The sequence below is a fragment of the Massilia aerilata genome, from assembly GCF_042656905.1.
Lineage (GTDB): Bacteria > Pseudomonadota > Gammaproteobacteria > Burkholderiales > Burkholderiaceae_D > Telluria > Telluria aerilata.
Genome location: NZ_JBHSMZ010000016.1, coordinates 15,635 through 30,236, shown reverse-complemented (window position 1 = coordinate 30,236; position 14,602 = coordinate 15,635). Strand labels below are relative to the sequence as shown.

The following is a 14,602-nucleotide window of genomic DNA, read 5'->3' as shown; positions in this document are numbered from 1 at the left end:
ATTTACAGGAGTTATCCACCGTGGCAACGCTGAACGATGACGTGAAGCGCTTCATCGTGCAAGCGCTCGCATGCTACGACACCCCGTCGCAGGTGGCCGAGGCCGTAAAAGAAGAATTCGGCCTGGTGATCGAGCGGCAGCAGGTGGCCGTGTACGACCCGACGAAGAAGGTCGGCAAGGCACTAAGCCAGAAGTGGCGCGACCTGTTCGAGGAGACCCGGAAGAAATTCCTCAACAACATCAGCGACATCCCGATCGCGAATCAGACCTTCCGCCTGCGCGCGCTGAACCGCATGTTCACGCGGGCCGAGTCGGTGAAGAACGTCGGACTCGCCGCGCAGCTGCTGGAGCAGGCGTCGAAAGAGGTCGGCGGCGCCTTCACGAACCGCCACGAGCTGACCGGGAAGAACGGTGGCCCGCTGGAACACCGTGTGGCGCGCCTGTCGGACGCCGAGCTGGACGCCGAGATTGCGAAGGCCTCGGCGGCGATGAGCCATGACGGCCACCAATAGGGCCGAGAAGGAAAGGCTGCTCGCCCTGCTGGAGGAACGAAACCGCCGCGCCTTCACCTACCGCTACCGCACGCTGCACGCCAAATTGTACGATTGGCAACGCGAGTTCAACGCGAACACGGCCACTTACTCCCAGGTCTGTCTGATCGCGGCGAACCGCATCGGTAAGACCTATACCGGCACCTATATAGATGCCGTCCACGCCCTGGGCGATTACCCGGCCGGCTGGGAGGGACACTGCTTCGAGCACGCGCCGCTGATCTGGTGCCTGGGCTACTCGGGCGAGAAGTGCCGCGACCTGCTGCAGGAGCCGATCGTCGGCAAGAAAGACGGCACCGCGTTCAAGGGCGGACTGATCCCGCCGGAGCACATCAAGGACTACGAGTCGATGGCCGGTACGCCGAATGCCTTACGCACGGTGTACATCCGGCAGATCGGCGGCGGCGACGTGCAGGGCGGCGATGCAGCGATCCAGTTCTGGTCGTATTCGCAAGGTCAGCACGCGCTGATGGGCGACAGCGTCGACTGGTTCCACATCGATGAGGAGCCGCGCGACGCCGCCATCTTCCCGCAGGTGCTGACGCGAACCGCGACAGGCGACAAGGGGCGTGGCGGCCGCGGCATCCTGACCTTTACCCCCGAGAACGGCCGCACCGACTTGGTGATCCAGTTCATGGACAGCCCGTCGCCGGTCCAGAAATACATGCAGAAAGGCTGGGACGATGCGCCGCACCTGAGCCAGACGGTGAAGGAAGGGCTGCTTGCCAGCTACCCGGCGCACCAGCGCGCCATGCGAACGAAAGGGGTTCCAATGCTGGGACACGGACGAATTTACGACCTGGCGGAAGACGCCATCACCTGCAAGGCCTTCGAGATCCCGCGCCACTGGGCGCTCATCAACGGCATGGATTTCGGCTGGGACCACCCGCAGGCGCACGTGCAGCTGGCGTGGGACCGCGACAACGACGTGATCTACGTCACGCGCGCTTGGAAGAAGAGCCTGGCCAAGCCGATCGAAGCCTGGGGCGCGGTGAAGGTGTGGGCGGCAGGCGTGCCTACCGCCTGGCCGCACGATGGCCTGCAAACCGAAAAGGGCAGCGCGATCGAATTGAAGAAGTACTACATCGAGGCCGGCTTTACGCTGCTGGCCGAACATGCCACCTGGCCAGACGGCGGCAATGGCGTCGAGGTGGGCCTGATGGAGATCCGCGACCTGATGCTGGCCGGGAAATTCAAGGTGTTCGAAGGCCTGCGCGACTGGTTCGAGGAATTCCTGCAGTACCACCGGGACGACAAGGGCAAGATCGTCAAGATTCGCGACGACTTGATGAGCGCGACCCGCTACGCCTACATGATGCGCCGCTATGCGGTGTCGAAACGAGACACCGAGAACGTCGCGCCGCTGCACCTGGCACAACCTGACGACGACGGACTTTATTTCTGATGAGCGAACAACTCCAACAACACGCCGGCTTGGCCAACCTGCTGCACACCCGCCTGACCGGCTGGGAGCAGGCACGCAAGCCGCAAGAACTCAAGATGCTGGAGTGCTACCAGGACGTGATGCGCATCCCGCGCGCGGACGACACCAGCGGCACCGGCGCAGCCCGTGCGAAGAAAGCGGCCGGCCTGTTCATCGGTTCGACCCGCAACAAGGTCCGCGCTGCTCGTGCCAAGATCAACGACGCACTGTTCGGCTCGGGCAAGCTGCCCTTCGACACCAGCCCGACAAACGAGCAACTGGCGCCCTTTGCCGACGCCGTCGAGGACATCCTGACCGAGCAGTTCGAGCGGATGGGCCTGAAGCGCCTGCTCAAGACTGGCGTCAACACGCTGGCCACGTACGGCACCGGCTTTATGTTCGGCCCGTTCGTGCGCACCGAGACGCTGATCGAGACACGCGCCGACAATGGCCTGGGCGTCACGCAGCTGGTGGAGGATAAGTACGAGTTCGACTTTCCCTACTTCGAACTGGCCAACACGCTCGACGTGATCCCGGATCCGGAGGCGCGCGACCTGGGCGCCGGCCTGGGCGTGTTCTGGGCCACGATGGAGTCGCCGCACACCGTGGCGGCTTGGAAGGCGGACAAGCGCTACACGAACATCGACCTTGCCCTGCAGGCGCCAGGCGACAACGGCACATCGGGCGGCAGCGACCAGGCCGGGCAGCTGCGGGCGAACGTCGACTACTGGCACAAGAATAGCCGCATCAAGGTGGCGCGCTTCTTCGGCAAGGTGCCCAAATCCGCTATGCCGGCTGCGGCGCCCGCCGAGGATGGCGAGCCCTCGGTGGCTGGCGATTCCGGCGAAATGGTCGACGCGGTCGTGATCATGGCCGGTGGCGTGGTCGTCAAGGTGGATGAGTCCCCCTACAGTGGGAAGAACCCCGGCATGCGCGCCGTCTACGAGGCGGTCGAGCACGAGATGTGGGGCGTTGGCGTGGCCGAGAACAATGCGCCGCACCAGAAGGTGGTCAACGCGGCCTTCCGCCTGGTGATGGAGGGGAAGGGCATGGCCCTGCTCGGCACTTCGAGCGTAGACCGCTCCAAGTTCCTGCCGGGCGAGGATTTCCGCAAGCACCCGGGCAAGGTCTACCAGATGAAGCCGAACCTGACGCCGGAAGAGCGCCAGACCGCCATCATTCACCACCTGGAGCCGGACATCACCGACGGCTGGCGCGACATGATCGCGATGAGCGAGCAGTTCAGCGACGACGACACCGGCATCACGAAGTACACCCAGGGCGACGATAGCAGCCACCTGAACAAGACTGCGACCGGCATCAGCATGATCATGTCGGCCAGCTCGCTGCCGATCAAGGAAGTGATCCAGAACATCGACGAGCAGTGGATCGAGGAAATCGTCGAGCGCACCGTCGAGTGGAACCTTAAGTACCTGGAAGTCGAAACCGTGCGCAAGATTCACGGCGACGACATCGCCCAGAAGTGGCAGCAGATCAAGGACTTCGGAAAGACATCCTTCATGGAATGGCACGCCACTGGAACGGCCTCGTTCATGCAGAAGGAAATCCTGACCAACAAGATCCGCGCCTTCGCCGACTTCGCTCTGTCGAATCCGAACACAGCGCCCATGGTCGATGCGCGCGAGCTGCTCGAGCAGACCTGGGACGTGATGGAAATCGGCCGCGAGAGCCCGATCCTGAAGGACGAGGATGGCTTGGACATCCCGCCGCAGGTGAAGCAGAAAATGCAGGCGCTGCAGGAGCAGATCAAGCAGATGGGCGAGGCGCTGAACAACGCGCATGCCGAGGTGAAGCAGCTGGAGGCCGCGGCCGGCAACAAGGATGGCGAGCTGGAGGTCAAGGCCTATGAGGCAGAGACGAAGCGCCTGCAGGTGGTCGGGTCCGGCATGTCGCCCGAGCAGATCGTCGCCCTGGTGCAGCAGACCCTGATGCAGGTGCTGACCCAGCCGGCGCCGTTCGACCACGACCAGGTGGACGCCGCGGCGCCCATGGCCATGCCTGATGCGCAGCCGGACATGATTGTCATGCCGCCAGAGGAGGCGCCTATGCATCCACCCGAGCCGGCCATGCCGCCCGAAGCCGAACCCATGGCAATGCCCGACCAGCCGCAGTAACGGCAGAAAGTGAACTGATGGACCGGATCAACGTTGCAATCGTGGCCCCGCTCGTGGCTCGGGCCACGATCCTTGCGCGCATCGATGTGCTTGAGCAGGAAACCAGTGCGGCACTGCTGCGTGGCGTGGCCAGCGCTGCGGAATACCGGACTATCAACAACATCCTGGCCACGCAGCACGCGCAAGCGCGCGCTTTCGCCGAACCGCCGACCAGACCATGACACGAATTGAAGAGATCGACGCCGCATTGCAGGCCATCCGACCCGGGTGGCCTTTTTTATTGGCAGAGCTTCAGGCCCGGGTTGCCGACGACACCGAGCGCCTGATTACCCAGAACAACGAGGAAACGCGCGGTCGCATAAAGGCCCTGCGCGACCTGATGGATTTGCCGGAGGCGCTCGAAGCTGAGCGGGCCGGCATTCTCGCCGCCGAACTACCCGACGAGGGCTCGGCACTTTGAAAAACGTGGATTAGCGCGCACGCGCCCCATACGGAGCAAACATGTCACACAACCTCGATCCAGCAGAGTACCAACGCCAGTACGACGAAGCAGCAGCAGCGCTTGACGCGGCGGCCACCCCGGCCACTACCGCGCGCGGCGATGATGGCCGTTTCGTCCCGGCGGCGCCGGCGCAGGCAGCACCGGCGCCGGCAGCAGCATCTGCGGCCGAGTCGGCGCCGGCCGACACGCCCGCCGATCCGCCGGCTGGCGCCGCACCTGGCGCAGAGCAGACCAAACCGGCTGATCCGCTCGCCGAGGCCATGGCCCGCGCCGAGCGCGCCGAGAAGATCGCCCGCGACAACCAGGCCGCCTATACCCGGGCAGCCCAGGAAGCCGCGGCGCTGCGCCGCGCCCAGGAGCAGCGCGACCGCGATGCGAACAAGCCGGCCATCCTGGATGCGAATCCAGACCTGGCCGACGCCATCCGCTACGTCGCCAGTGACCCGACCGCGCAACACCAGGCCGCCGATCGCGCCGTCGCCTTCCAGTCGACTATCGAAAAGGCCCATCCGGACGCCTTCTCGACCGACATGCCGGAAGAGCTGCAGGTGTCGATCGCGAAGGCATGGCAGGAGCTGGGCGATGCAGCGCAGGACCCGCTGGAAGTGGTTCGTGTGATCACGCAGGAAAAGCTGGCGTTCACCGAACGCCAGGTTGGGAAGCGCTTCGCAGCCGAAGCCGCCCGGCAGCAGCAAAAATCCGCGATGAGCGTCCCCGGCCCGGGTGCGTCGTCGGTGGCGCGCGCCCCCGAAGATGCCCAGCTGGCGGAAGTGAAGCGCATCCAAAACATGAGCGACGCCGACTTTGCCAAAGAGGTGAAGCGCGTCAAAGGCTATTAATAGGAGTTTCACATGGCAACTACCACCACTTCGCAGGTCGCACCGGGCACCCAGGCCTTCTACGACCGCAATCTGCTGACCCGCGCCGTTCCGGCCGACGTGCATGGCCGCTACGGCCAGAAACGCCCGATCGCCAAGAAGAACGGCAACCAGATCAAGTTCCGCCGCTACTCGGCGCTGCCCCCGGCACTGACTCCGCTGACCGAAGGCGTCACCCCGGGCGGCTCGCAGCTGTCCGTGACCGACATCACCGCCACCCTGGCCCAGTACGGAGACTTCATCGTGCTGTCCGATGTGGTCGACATGGTCAACCAGGATCCGGTCGTGACCGAAGCGACCGAGGTCCTCGGTGACCAGTCGGGCATCACCATCGACCAGGTACGTCGCGACGTCCTGGTAGCCGGCACGAACGTGGCCTATGCCTCGGGTGCCGCATCCCGTGCCGCCGTGATCAACAAGATCACCGCCACCGACTTGGACAAGGCCATCCGCTTCCTGAAGAACCAGAACGCCAAGTTCGTCAAGGAAGGCATCGATGGCTCCGACAAGGTCGGCTCCGGCTCGGTGCGCAAGGCCTACATCGCCCTGGTGCACCCGGATGTCGAATTCGACCTCGAGCAGATCACCGGCTACCGCGCCGTGTCGGATTACGGCTCGAAGGAATCGGTGATGGAAGACGAAATCGGTTCGTACAAGAACATCCGTTTCGTGTCCTCGACCAACTGCAAGATCTTCCCGGATGTGACCACCGTCGCAACGGGCGGCTTCAAGACCTCGGGCAGCGGCAAGAACGACGTCTACGCGACCCTGATCATCGCAGACAACGCCTACGGTGTCTGCCCGCTGGCCGGCGCCGCGATGCAGACCATCGTCAAGGAACTGGGCTCGGGCGGCTCGGCCGACCCGCTGAACCAGCGCTCGTCGGTCGGCTGGAAAGCGATGACCACCACCAAGATCCTGAACGAAGCCTGGATGCTGCGCATCGAATCGCTGGCCACCGCGTAATCACGCTGCGCTGACATCGCCCGCAGTAACGAAGGCTCGGCCATAAACCGGGCCTTTCCTTTTCCACTGGAGAAAATATGAGCAAGGCAACCGAGAACCAAACCCCTTCCGACAACCCGGCCGATACCCCTGCATCCGATGCACCGGCTGGCAAAGCGACGAAGTCGAAAGCACTCAAGAAGTACAAGGTCACCATCCACAGCGAACCGGAAGGCGGCGACAAGGGCGACGTGATCATCGGCCATAACTTCCGCCTGGTGCAAATCAAGCGCAACGTGCCGGTCGAGGTCGACGAGCACATCCTGGACGTGCTGAAGTCGTCCGTCATCGACACCCACGTGCGCGGCGAAGACGACAAAATGCACCCCGTCCAGATCCCGCGCTACTCGTTCACGTCCGAGGCAGCGTAAATGTCGACCGCCTGGACCCTCGCCGCGGCCGACGTCTGCAACGACGCGCTCGAGCACCTCGGCGTCATCGGCGCCGGCGAGGCGGCCAGCGGTGACGACATGCAGCTCGCCCTGCGCGCGCTGGACGCGGTGCTGAAGGAACTGCCTCTGGCGGGCTACAGCTGGCCGAAGCTCTCGGCAGAAACGGCGCTGGCCTGGACCGGTGGCCAGTCCATTCCGCTGCCGGTTGACTACTTCAGCGCGCCGGCGGCCTGGCGCCTGGTCAATGGCCGCAAGGTGGCGCTGACCCAGGTCCCGCACGCGCGCTGGGCGCAGATGTGCGATAGCGGCGCCGCCGGCATGCCGACGCACTTCTACGTCGGGCCCGACCAGGTGCTGAACCTGTGGCCGGCACCGGACACCGACCCGGTGGTGAAGCTGCAGTACCAGCGCATCGTCGGCGACGCCGACGGCACGGTAACGCCCGACGTGCCGCAGTACATGCTGAATGCCCTGGGCTACGGGGTTGCCAACGAGCTCATTCTAAAGTTCGACACCCCGGACGCCAAGGCCCAGGTCATCGCCGCGCGCTGGCAGGCGAAACGTGCGGCTGCGCTGGAGTACGCGATCGAGTCGGCCCCCATTTGCTTCGAAGTGAGAGACTGATGCGCACGAAACTGCCCTTCGTCGGCCCGTCCTACCAGGCGCGCAGCCTGAACGCCGACTGCCAGCGCACGCTGAACTGCTACGTCGAGCTGGACAACGCCAGCCCGCGCGCGCCGATCGCGCTGTACGGCACGCCAGGCACGGTGCGCAAGCTGACCTTCCCGACGGCGCCGGTGCGCGCCTGCTTCAAGGAAGGCGCCTACACCTGGTGGGTGGCCGGTAACGTGGTCTACCGCGTGGACAGCGACTACCAGCAGCTGGCCCTGGGCGAGATCGGTACCTACACCGGCGAGATCGGAATCGCTTCAAACGGCGGCCAGATCCTGCTGGTGGATGGCGTGCACGGCTGGCTGATCGACGTGAAGGCGTCGACGCTGGAAGCGATCACCGACCCGGAATTCCCGAGCGGCGTCACCCGCGCCACCTACCAAGACGGTTGGTTCCTGGTTACCGGTGACGGCACCGGCAAGTTCTACATGAACGAAGTGCCGAACGACGGCTGCCAGTGGAATGGCCTCGATTTCGCCTCGGCCGAGGGCGCGCCCGACAACACAATCGGGGTCATCAGCGACCACCGCGAACTGTGGCTGTTCGGCGAACTGTCCGCCGAGGTGTGGTCGAACACGGGCAACGCCGACATGCCATTCCAGCGCGCCGGCAATGTCTTCATCGAGCACGGCTGCGCCGCGGCCGGCACCGTCGCCAAGGCCGACAACACCGTGTTCTGGCTCGGCGCCGACGACAAGGGCGCCGGTATCGTCTGGCGCGCGGACGGCTACACGCCGCTGCGGATCTCGACGCACGCCATAGAGCGCGCGATCGAGAGCTATGCGCGCATCGACGACGCCTTCGCCTTCACCTACCAGCAGGAAGGGCACATCTTCTATGTGCTGACCTTCCCGGCGGCCGGCGCGACCTGGTGCTACGACGCGGCCACGCAGCTGTGGCACGAGCGCGCCTGGCGCGACCCGGATAACGGGCAGCTGACCCGCTGGCGCCCGAGCTGCCACGTGTACGCCAACGGCGCGCACCTGCTGGGCGACTTCGAGACCGGCGATGTCTACGCGCTGGACCTGGACACCTATACCGACGCCGGCGTCCCGATCCTGCGCCGGCGCCGCACCACGGCCACCGAGGCGCTGGGACTGCGCAGGACCTACAGCAGCCTGCAGGTGGACATGGAAACGGGCGTGGGTGTGGATAACGGGCAGGGCGAGGCGCCGCTGCTGATGCTGCGTTACTCCAACGACGGCGGCCACACCTGGAGCCCGGAACGCACGGCCACGGTCGGCGGCGCCGGCCAGTACGGCGCGCGCGCAAAATTCCACCGGCTCGGCTCCGGCCGGGATCGCGTCTGGGAAATCAGCATGACGGACCCGGTGAAGTTCGCCGTGTTCGGTGCGGTAGTGGAGATGGCATGAGCATCCTTGTTCCGTTCCCCTCGCGCATCCGCTTCGTCAACCCGGATGGCACGCTGACCATGGAGGCGCTGAAGCTGCTGGAAGTGGTGCGCGAGCGCCTCGGCGGTACGCTGGGCGACGTCGGCGCCGATGTGTTCGCCCCGTTCCTGCCTGAGCAGGCCGCAGCGGCGCCGGACCTTGTCCAGCCGCTGCCGGCCGCCGAGGGGCCGACCGAGCTGGTCCAGCAGCCCATTCCCGCATCCCCGGGACTCGCCGCCGACCTGGTGCAGCAGTCGGCGCCGTACCGCGCCGGGACCGCACTGAGCCTGGCCGATTACCGCTTCGCGCTGCAGGACACGGCCGTCGCCCCCGGCAGCTACGGCGACGCCGCCAATGTGGCGCAGGTCACGGTCGACCAGCAGGGCCGGCTGACCCTGGTGCAGAACGTCCCGATCAAGGTCGGGGCAGCGCAGGTTACTGGCCTGGGTTCGATGGCAGCGCAAAACGTCGGCACCAACTTCACAGGCAGCTTCACTGGCAAGACGGTGACTGTCTCCAACGGCATCATTACTTCGGTGGTTTAACCATGCAACGACTTCCCAAACAAATCGCCGTGGCCGAACTGGCCGTGGCGGCGGCCGACCTGTACACGACGCCGGCCAACACGAAAACGACGATCTCGGCCTGCTCGGTGACGAACAAGACCGCCGCGGCGCGTAACTGCACGCTGGCCATCCGCCCGGCGGGCGGCACCGCGCGCAATGTCGCCTTCGGCATGGTCATTGCGGCCGGCGAGACCCGCGTCGTGCACGGCGCGCTGGCGCAGACCATGGAAGCCGGTAGCGCGCTGGTGGGCAGCGCGGACGCGGCGGGCGCGCTCGATATCGTCGTCTCCGCCTACGAGACCAATCCATGATCAAGGTCACCTACAGCGGCGCTCTGGGTATGGTGCCGACGATGCGCCAGAAGGTCGACCGCCTGCAGCAGGAAGTGAGCAAGCTGCCTCAGTACGAGCCTGCGACGAAGCACTACTTCCACGCTGGCATGTACTGCCGTGAGGTATGGCGCCACGCCGGCGTGCTAGTGATCGGTAAAGTGCATAAGAAGGAACATTTCTACCTGATCGTCAGCGGCACCGTCGTGGTTACCACAGACGATGGCGTGCAACGCATCACAGGGCCTCAGCTGCTCATGTGCAAGCCCGGCACGAAGCGCGCGGTTTACTCCGAGACGGATGCCCTTTGCATGACCTTCCATGTGGTGGAAGCCGACACGGTCGAGGACGCTGAAGAAGAACTGGTCGAGCCGGATGAGGAAGATATGTACGAACCCGGTAACCGACTTCAATACGAACCTCAAGAGGTACTCCCATGACATTCTGGGTAGCAGGCGCCGCCGTCGTGGGCGCGGGCATCACCGCCTATTCGGCCAACAAAGCATCGAAGGCGCAGCAGCAGTCCGCCGCGGAGGCAAATGCGATCGCCAAGGACTCCAAAGACGCCGAGCTGGCATTGCAGGAGAAGATGTTCAACAAGAACATCGAGCTGCAGCAGCCAACGATCGACGCCGGCAACACCGCCCGTAATCGCCTGATGCAGCTGCTCGGGCTGTCCACTGGAGGGGACGCCAACGGTTCGCTGATGAAAGACTTCAGCATGTCGGACTTCACCGCAGACCCGGGCTACCAGTTCCGGCTCGACCAGGGCCAGCAGGCGTTGGAACGCAGCGCGGCCGCGCGCGGCGGTTTGCTGTCGGGTGCGGCGATCAAGGACGCGACGAACTACGCACAGGGAGCGGCATCGCAGGAGTGGCAAGCTGCGTATGACCGGTTTAACACCAACCGTACTAACAAGATGAACCCGCTGCTGTCGCTGGCCGGTTCAGCGCAGACCGCATCTGGCGCGCTTGGCGCCGCTGGCCAGAACTATGCGAATGGCGCGAGCGCGACCCTGGGCAACTACTCGACCACCGCTGGCCAGAACATCACGGGCGCTGGGAACGCACGGGCGTCGGGATATGTGGGGGCCGCAAACGGGGTCACCAATGCCCTCGGCACCGTGGTCAACAACTACCAGCAGAACCAGCTGCTGAGCCTCCTGAAGAGCAAGAGCACCGGAGCTCCCTAAAAATTTTTAGCTGAGGTACGTATGGCAATTGATGCATCCATTATCGGCGGGCTCAAGCAGCCACAGTTCGAGTCACCAACCAACGCCCTGATGCAAATCCTTCAGGTGCAGCACCTGAAGCAAGGCGTCGACGCGGGCGCCCAGCAGGCTGCCGAATACCAACGCGGCCTTGCAGGCGAAAGCAAGCTCGCCCAGCTGCTATCCGGTGGCGGCACGCCCGACCAGGTGGCCGCCGACCTGGCGCGGGCAGGCTATGCGAAGCAGGCTCTCGCCTACACAAAGCAGCAGCAGGACCTCAGCAAGACCGGGGCCGACATCAGCCACCTGAATGCGCAGACCGGTAAGCTGAAGGCCGAAACCACGACGGCCGACTACGATCTGCGCGAGAAGAAACGGCAAAAGGCCGTTACCGACATTGCCAGCTTCACGTCGCCGGAGCAGGCCTTGGCCAGTTTGAGCCTGCACGAGCAAGCCGGCGATCTGGCGCCCGAAGCGGCCGCCGCGGTGCGGGCCACGATCCCGCAGAACCCTGCTGACTTCCCGAAGTGGCAGATCGGCATGCTGCAGCGGATCATGACGCCCGAGAACGTCATGAAGCAGCTCGCTCCTGATGCCAACACAGTGGCGAACAATGCGGCCTCGCGCGCGAACAATGCAGCTACGGTCGCCGCCACGATCCGCGGCCAGAACCTCACTGATGCCCGCGCCCGTGAGCAGCTGGCCCAGGGCAAGGTGCCCTCTGGCTACCGCGCGAATTCCGACGGTACGCTTGTCGCGATCCCGGGCGGCCCGGCCGACCCAAGCAACAAGGCCCCCACCGAGTTCCAGGGCAAGTCGGCGGCGTTCGGCGCCCGCGCGCAGCAGGCTGACAAGATCCTGGGCGAACTGGAAGGCCAGTACAGCCCGGCCGGCATCAATGCCAAAAATTCGCTGTCCGATGTCTGGCTCGTTGGCGGCGCGCTCGGAACCGCAGCGAATAACAAGCTGAGCGATGCCAGCCAGCGTGCCGACCAGGCGCAGCGCGATTTCGTCAACGCCGTGCTGCGTCAGGAATCCGGTGCGGCGATCGGCGCCGGCGAGTTCGAAAACGCGAAGAAGCAGTACTTCCCGCAGACAGGCGACAGCGCCGCAGTGCTTCAGCAGAAAGCCGCGAATCGCAAGCTGGCGGTCCAGGGCCTGCTGAACAACGCCGGACATGCAGCATTCTCCCCGCAGGAAACACCGGCACCGGCGGCGCCTGTGGGCCCGCCTGGCGCGCGGCCGGGGGCTAAACCATCGCTTTCCGACATTTTCGGGCATTAATCCATGAGCACGATTCAAGACAAGATCGCCCAGGCGAAGGCGGCCGGCTACAGCGATGCCGAGATTGCGGGCCACCTGTCGGCCTCGCCGGAATACGCCGATAAGATCAAGGCCGCGACGACGGCCGGCTATAAGCCGGAAGACATCGTCGGCCACCTGTCCGGCAAGCCGGCCGCGTCGGCCGCCGCAGCGCCGGCGGCGGCACCCGGCAGCACCGGTGGCGCCGGCAATTTTCTGGCCGAAAGCGCGGCCGGGTTCGGCGCCGGCGCCGGCACAGGCCTCGGCAAGCTGGCACTTGGTGCGCAGCGTCTCTACGGCAAGCTGCTGACCGCAGTGGACGATGTAATGCCTGGCAAGCCCGCGCCCACGCTGTCGAACCTGGTCACCGGCAAGAAGCCGACCTCGTCGCTATCCCGGATTGCCAATTGGCTGACCGATGACGCCGACGCTGGCAAGGCCAGGCTCGATGCACAAAATGCCCCCTATAAGGCCGCGAGCCCGATCGCCAACGGCGCCGGCGAGATCGGCGGGCAGATCGTGGCGACGCTCCCGGTCGGCGGCCTGCTGCCGGCAGCGATGCGCACCGCGGCCGGCGCGAAAGGCGTGGTCGGCGTCTTGCCGCGCGCTGGATTGGCGGCCGGCGCCGGCGCCGCGTATGGCGGGGTGACGGGCGCCGCCAGTTCGAACGCGGACACCTTCGGCGGCATGCTCGCCGACGGCGCGATTGGCGCCGGCTCGGGCGCGGTATTCGGTGGAATTTCGTCGCCAGTCGGCGCGGGCATCGCCGCCGTCGGCCGCAATATGAAGCAGCGCTTGTCCGGTACGGCGGCGGCCGAGTTCGCGCAGCAGAAGATCGCCGAGGCCTTGTCGCGCGACGCCAACGGCTCCTACTTCACCAGCGGCGCGGGAAACCCGCTGACCCAGATCGCCGCACGCTTTGGCAAGCTGGGCGACGAGGCGAGGCTGGTCGATGCCGGCGGCAAGAATACGAACCAGCTGCTCGACACCCTGGCCACCCTGCCTGGACGCACCAAGCAGGCGGTCAGCATCGCGCAACGCCAGCGCGCTGCCAGCGCCGGCGACCGCATGCGCCAGGCTGCCGACGATGCGCTCGGCACCCAGGGGCAGCGGCTGGACAGCACCGTCGATTCGCTGATCGCACGCCGTGAGCGGGATTCGGCGCCGCTGTACAACCAGCTGCGCCAGATTAACGTCATGCCCAGTGCGAACCTGGCGGACATCATCCAGAACGCCGAGGCGCTGGGCGTGACGAGAGTTGGCCGCGAGATCGCCACCGCGCGCCAGATGCCGTTCACGCTGGATGCGGCGCGGCCTGCGCAATGGAATATGGGCGACCTCGACCATGTGAAGCAGGGCATCGACCACGTGCTACAGAGCAGCAAGGCGATCGGCAAGGACGGCAGGCTGACGCCAGTCGGCGAGGCGTACGTGCAGTTGAAGAATGCGCTCGTCGGCGAGATGGACCAGGTCACGACCAACCCGCGCACCGGCGTCTCGCTGTACCGGCAGGCGCGGGAGGCGTTTTCCGAGCCATCGAAGCTGATCGACGCCGGGGAGGCTGGCCTGAAGTCGATCAACCTCGACGAGTCGAGCATCCAGAGCATGGTGAAGAGCATGTCGCCCAATGAGCTGCAAGCGTTCCGGATCGGCGCCTACGACGGCCTGCGCGAAAAGCTGGGCAACCTGGGCGGCCGGACCAACATCCAGAACATGTGGCAGAACCAGTCGATGCAGGAAAAGCTGCGGGCGATCTTCGGTACCGAGCGCGCCTATCGGCAGTTCGCCGCCGGCGTCGGCCGCGAGGAACAGCTGAAGGGGCTCCAGAGCGTCGGCCGCGGTTCGCAGACCGCCGCGCGCCTGGCCGGCGCGGAAGACCTCGGCATGTCCGCGATGTCGGATGTCGGTAGCGCGGTCGGCGCCGCCAAGACCGGCAACCTGCTATCAGCGCTCGCATCCGGCAAGAAAGCCTGGAGCCGCGTCGCGCTGCCGCAGACGGTACGCGACCAGATGGGCAACATGCTGCTGTCCCGCGGCGGCGAAGGCGCGCAGACCCTGAACAGCCTGGCACCGCTGATCCAGAGCATCAATACCCGCAACATGCTGCTGTCGAACGGCGTCGGCGTGCTGGGCGGCGAGATCGGCGCTGGCCTGACGATTCCGTCGGTGCCGGCGGTGCAGCAGCTGCCCAGGCAGTAGAAGTTCTAGCAGTTCCAGCAGCCCGCCTTGACCCGGCGGGCTTTTTT

At 65.5% G+C, this 14,602-nt stretch carries 16 protein-coding genes; all 16 read left to right on the top strand.

What is annotated here, in order from left to right:
* Positions 1-20: 20 nt before the first annotated feature.
* Positions 21-512 carry a DUF2280 domain-containing protein gene (locus tag ACFPO9_RS19620; RefSeq protein ID WP_379773787.1) on the top strand — a complete coding sequence of 164 codons (492 nt, stop codon included), beginning with the start codon at positions 21-23 and terminating at the stop codon, positions 510-512.
* Positions 496-1,956, top strand: a complete 1,461-nt coding sequence (locus tag ACFPO9_RS19615) for a phage terminase large subunit family protein (RefSeq protein WP_379773784.1) — start codon at positions 496-498, stop codon at positions 1,954-1,956. The genes ACFPO9_RS19620 and ACFPO9_RS19615 overlap by 17 nt, the downstream gene beginning before the upstream one ends.
* Positions 1,956-4,109, top strand: coding sequence for a portal protein (locus ACFPO9_RS19610; RefSeq protein ID WP_379773782.1), 2,154 nt, complete (start codon positions 1,956-1,958; stop codon positions 4,107-4,109). Before ACFPO9_RS19615 ends, ACFPO9_RS19610 begins: the two co-directional genes overlap by 1 nt.
* Before the next feature lie 17 nt (positions 4,110-4,126).
* Positions 4,127-4,330, top strand: a complete 204-nt coding sequence (locus ACFPO9_RS19605; protein ID WP_379773779.1) for a hypothetical protein — start codon at positions 4,127-4,129, stop codon at positions 4,328-4,330.
* Positions 4,327-4,569: a hypothetical protein gene (locus ACFPO9_RS19600; protein WP_379773776.1), complete on the top strand. Its 243-nt coding sequence runs from the start codon at positions 4,327-4,329 to the stop codon at positions 4,567-4,569. The genes ACFPO9_RS19605 and ACFPO9_RS19600 overlap by 4 nt, the downstream gene beginning before the upstream one ends.
* Before the next feature lie 41 nt (positions 4,570-4,610).
* Positions 4,611-5,450: a hypothetical protein gene (locus ACFPO9_RS19595; RefSeq protein WP_379773774.1), complete on the top strand. Its 840-nt coding sequence runs from the start codon at positions 4,611-4,613 to the stop codon at positions 5,448-5,450.
* Positions 5,451-5,462: 12 nt separating this feature from the next.
* Entirely contained in the window at positions 5,463-6,455 is a 993-nt protein-coding gene (locus ACFPO9_RS19590; RefSeq protein ID WP_379773772.1) for a N4-gp56 family major capsid protein, read from the top strand.
* A 77-nt stretch (positions 6,456-6,532) separates the two neighbouring features.
* Positions 6,533-6,865, top strand: coding sequence for a hypothetical protein (locus tag ACFPO9_RS19585; RefSeq protein ID WP_379773770.1), 333 nt, complete (start codon positions 6,533-6,535; stop codon positions 6,863-6,865).
* On the top strand, positions 6,866-7,510 hold the full coding sequence (locus tag ACFPO9_RS19580; protein WP_379773767.1) for a phage adaptor protein: 645 nt from the start codon (positions 6,866-6,868) through the stop codon (positions 7,508-7,510).
* Positions 7,510-8,931 (top strand): hypothetical protein, encoded by a 1,422-nt coding sequence (locus ACFPO9_RS19575; RefSeq protein WP_379773765.1) that lies wholly within the window; start codon positions 7,510-7,512, stop codon positions 8,929-8,931. The genes ACFPO9_RS19580 and ACFPO9_RS19575 overlap by 1 nt, the downstream gene beginning before the upstream one ends.
* Positions 8,928-9,494, top strand: coding sequence for a hypothetical protein (locus tag ACFPO9_RS19570; protein WP_379773762.1), 567 nt, complete (start codon positions 8,928-8,930; stop codon positions 9,492-9,494). Before ACFPO9_RS19575 ends, ACFPO9_RS19570 begins: the two co-directional genes overlap by 4 nt.
* A 2-nt stretch (positions 9,495-9,496) precedes the next feature.
* The gene (locus tag ACFPO9_RS19565) at positions 9,497-9,826 is read left to right on the top strand and encodes a hypothetical protein (RefSeq protein WP_379773760.1); all 330 of its coding nucleotides are present in this window, start codon (positions 9,497-9,499) and stop codon (positions 9,824-9,826) included.
* Positions 9,823-10,284 carry a hypothetical protein gene (locus ACFPO9_RS19560; RefSeq protein ID WP_379773758.1) on the top strand — a complete coding sequence of 154 codons (462 nt, stop codon included), beginning with the start codon at positions 9,823-9,825 and terminating at the stop codon, positions 10,282-10,284. The genes ACFPO9_RS19565 and ACFPO9_RS19560 overlap by 4 nt, the downstream gene beginning before the upstream one ends.
* Positions 10,281-11,036 carry a hypothetical protein gene (locus ACFPO9_RS19555; RefSeq protein WP_379773756.1) on the top strand — a complete coding sequence of 252 codons (756 nt, stop codon included), beginning with the start codon at positions 10,281-10,283 and terminating at the stop codon, positions 11,034-11,036. The genes ACFPO9_RS19560 and ACFPO9_RS19555 overlap by 4 nt, the downstream gene beginning before the upstream one ends.
* Positions 11,037-11,057: 21 nt before the next feature.
* On the top strand, positions 11,058-12,338 hold the full coding sequence (locus ACFPO9_RS19550) for a hypothetical protein (protein WP_379773753.1): 1,281 nt from the start codon (positions 11,058-11,060) through the stop codon (positions 12,336-12,338).
* Between the two features lie 3 nt (positions 12,339-12,341).
* On the top strand, positions 12,342-14,555 hold the full coding sequence (locus ACFPO9_RS19545; protein ID WP_379773751.1) for a hypothetical protein: 2,214 nt from the start codon (positions 12,342-12,344) through the stop codon (positions 14,553-14,555).
* Positions 14,556-14,602 lie beyond the last annotated feature (47 nt).

Bases quoted from the DNA above. Each gene is read 5' to 3' on its own strand.
- ACFPO9_RS19560 (WP_379773758.1), top strand. From the start codon at position 9,823: ATGATCAAGGTCACCTACAGCGGCGCTCTGGGTATGGTGCCGACGATG.
- ACFPO9_RS19605 (WP_379773779.1), top strand. From the start codon at position 4,127: ATGGACCGGATCAACGTTGCAATCGTGGCCCCGCTCGTGGCTCGGGCC.
- ACFPO9_RS19590 (WP_379773772.1), top strand. From the start codon at position 5,463: ATGGCAACTACCACCACTTCGCAGGTCGCACCGGGCACCCAGGCCTTC.
- ACFPO9_RS19570 (WP_379773762.1), top strand. From the start codon at position 8,928: ATGAGCATCCTTGTTCCGTTCCCCTCGCGCATCCGCTTCGTCAACCCG.
- ACFPO9_RS19550 (WP_379773753.1), top strand. From the start codon at position 11,058: ATGGCAATTGATGCATCCATTATCGGCGGGCTCAAGCAGCCACAGTTC.
- ACFPO9_RS19600 (WP_379773776.1), top strand. From the start codon at position 4,327: ATGACACGAATTGAAGAGATCGACGCCGCATTGCAGGCCATCCGACCC.
- ACFPO9_RS19610 (WP_379773782.1), top strand. From the start codon at position 1,956: ATGAGCGAACAACTCCAACAACACGCCGGCTTGGCCAACCTGCTGCAC.
- ACFPO9_RS19555 (WP_379773756.1), top strand. From the start codon at position 10,281: ATGACATTCTGGGTAGCAGGCGCCGCCGTCGTGGGCGCGGGCATCACC.
- ACFPO9_RS19545 (WP_379773751.1), top strand. From the start codon at position 12,342: ATGAGCACGATTCAAGACAAGATCGCCCAGGCGAAGGCGGCCGGCTAC.
- ACFPO9_RS19595 (WP_379773774.1), top strand. From the start codon at position 4,611: ATGTCACACAACCTCGATCCAGCAGAGTACCAACGCCAGTACGACGAA.
- ACFPO9_RS19585 (WP_379773770.1), top strand. From the start codon at position 6,533: ATGAGCAAGGCAACCGAGAACCAAACCCCTTCCGACAACCCGGCCGAT.
- ACFPO9_RS19615 (WP_379773784.1), top strand. From the start codon at position 496: ATGACGGCCACCAATAGGGCCGAGAAGGAAAGGCTGCTCGCCCTGCTG.
- ACFPO9_RS19565 (WP_379773760.1), top strand. From the start codon at position 9,497: ATGCAACGACTTCCCAAACAAATCGCCGTGGCCGAACTGGCCGTGGCG.
- ACFPO9_RS19580 (WP_379773767.1), top strand. From the start codon at position 6,866: ATGTCGACCGCCTGGACCCTCGCCGCGGCCGACGTCTGCAACGACGCG.
- ACFPO9_RS19575 (WP_379773765.1), top strand. From the start codon at position 7,510: ATGCGCACGAAACTGCCCTTCGTCGGCCCGTCCTACCAGGCGCGCAGC.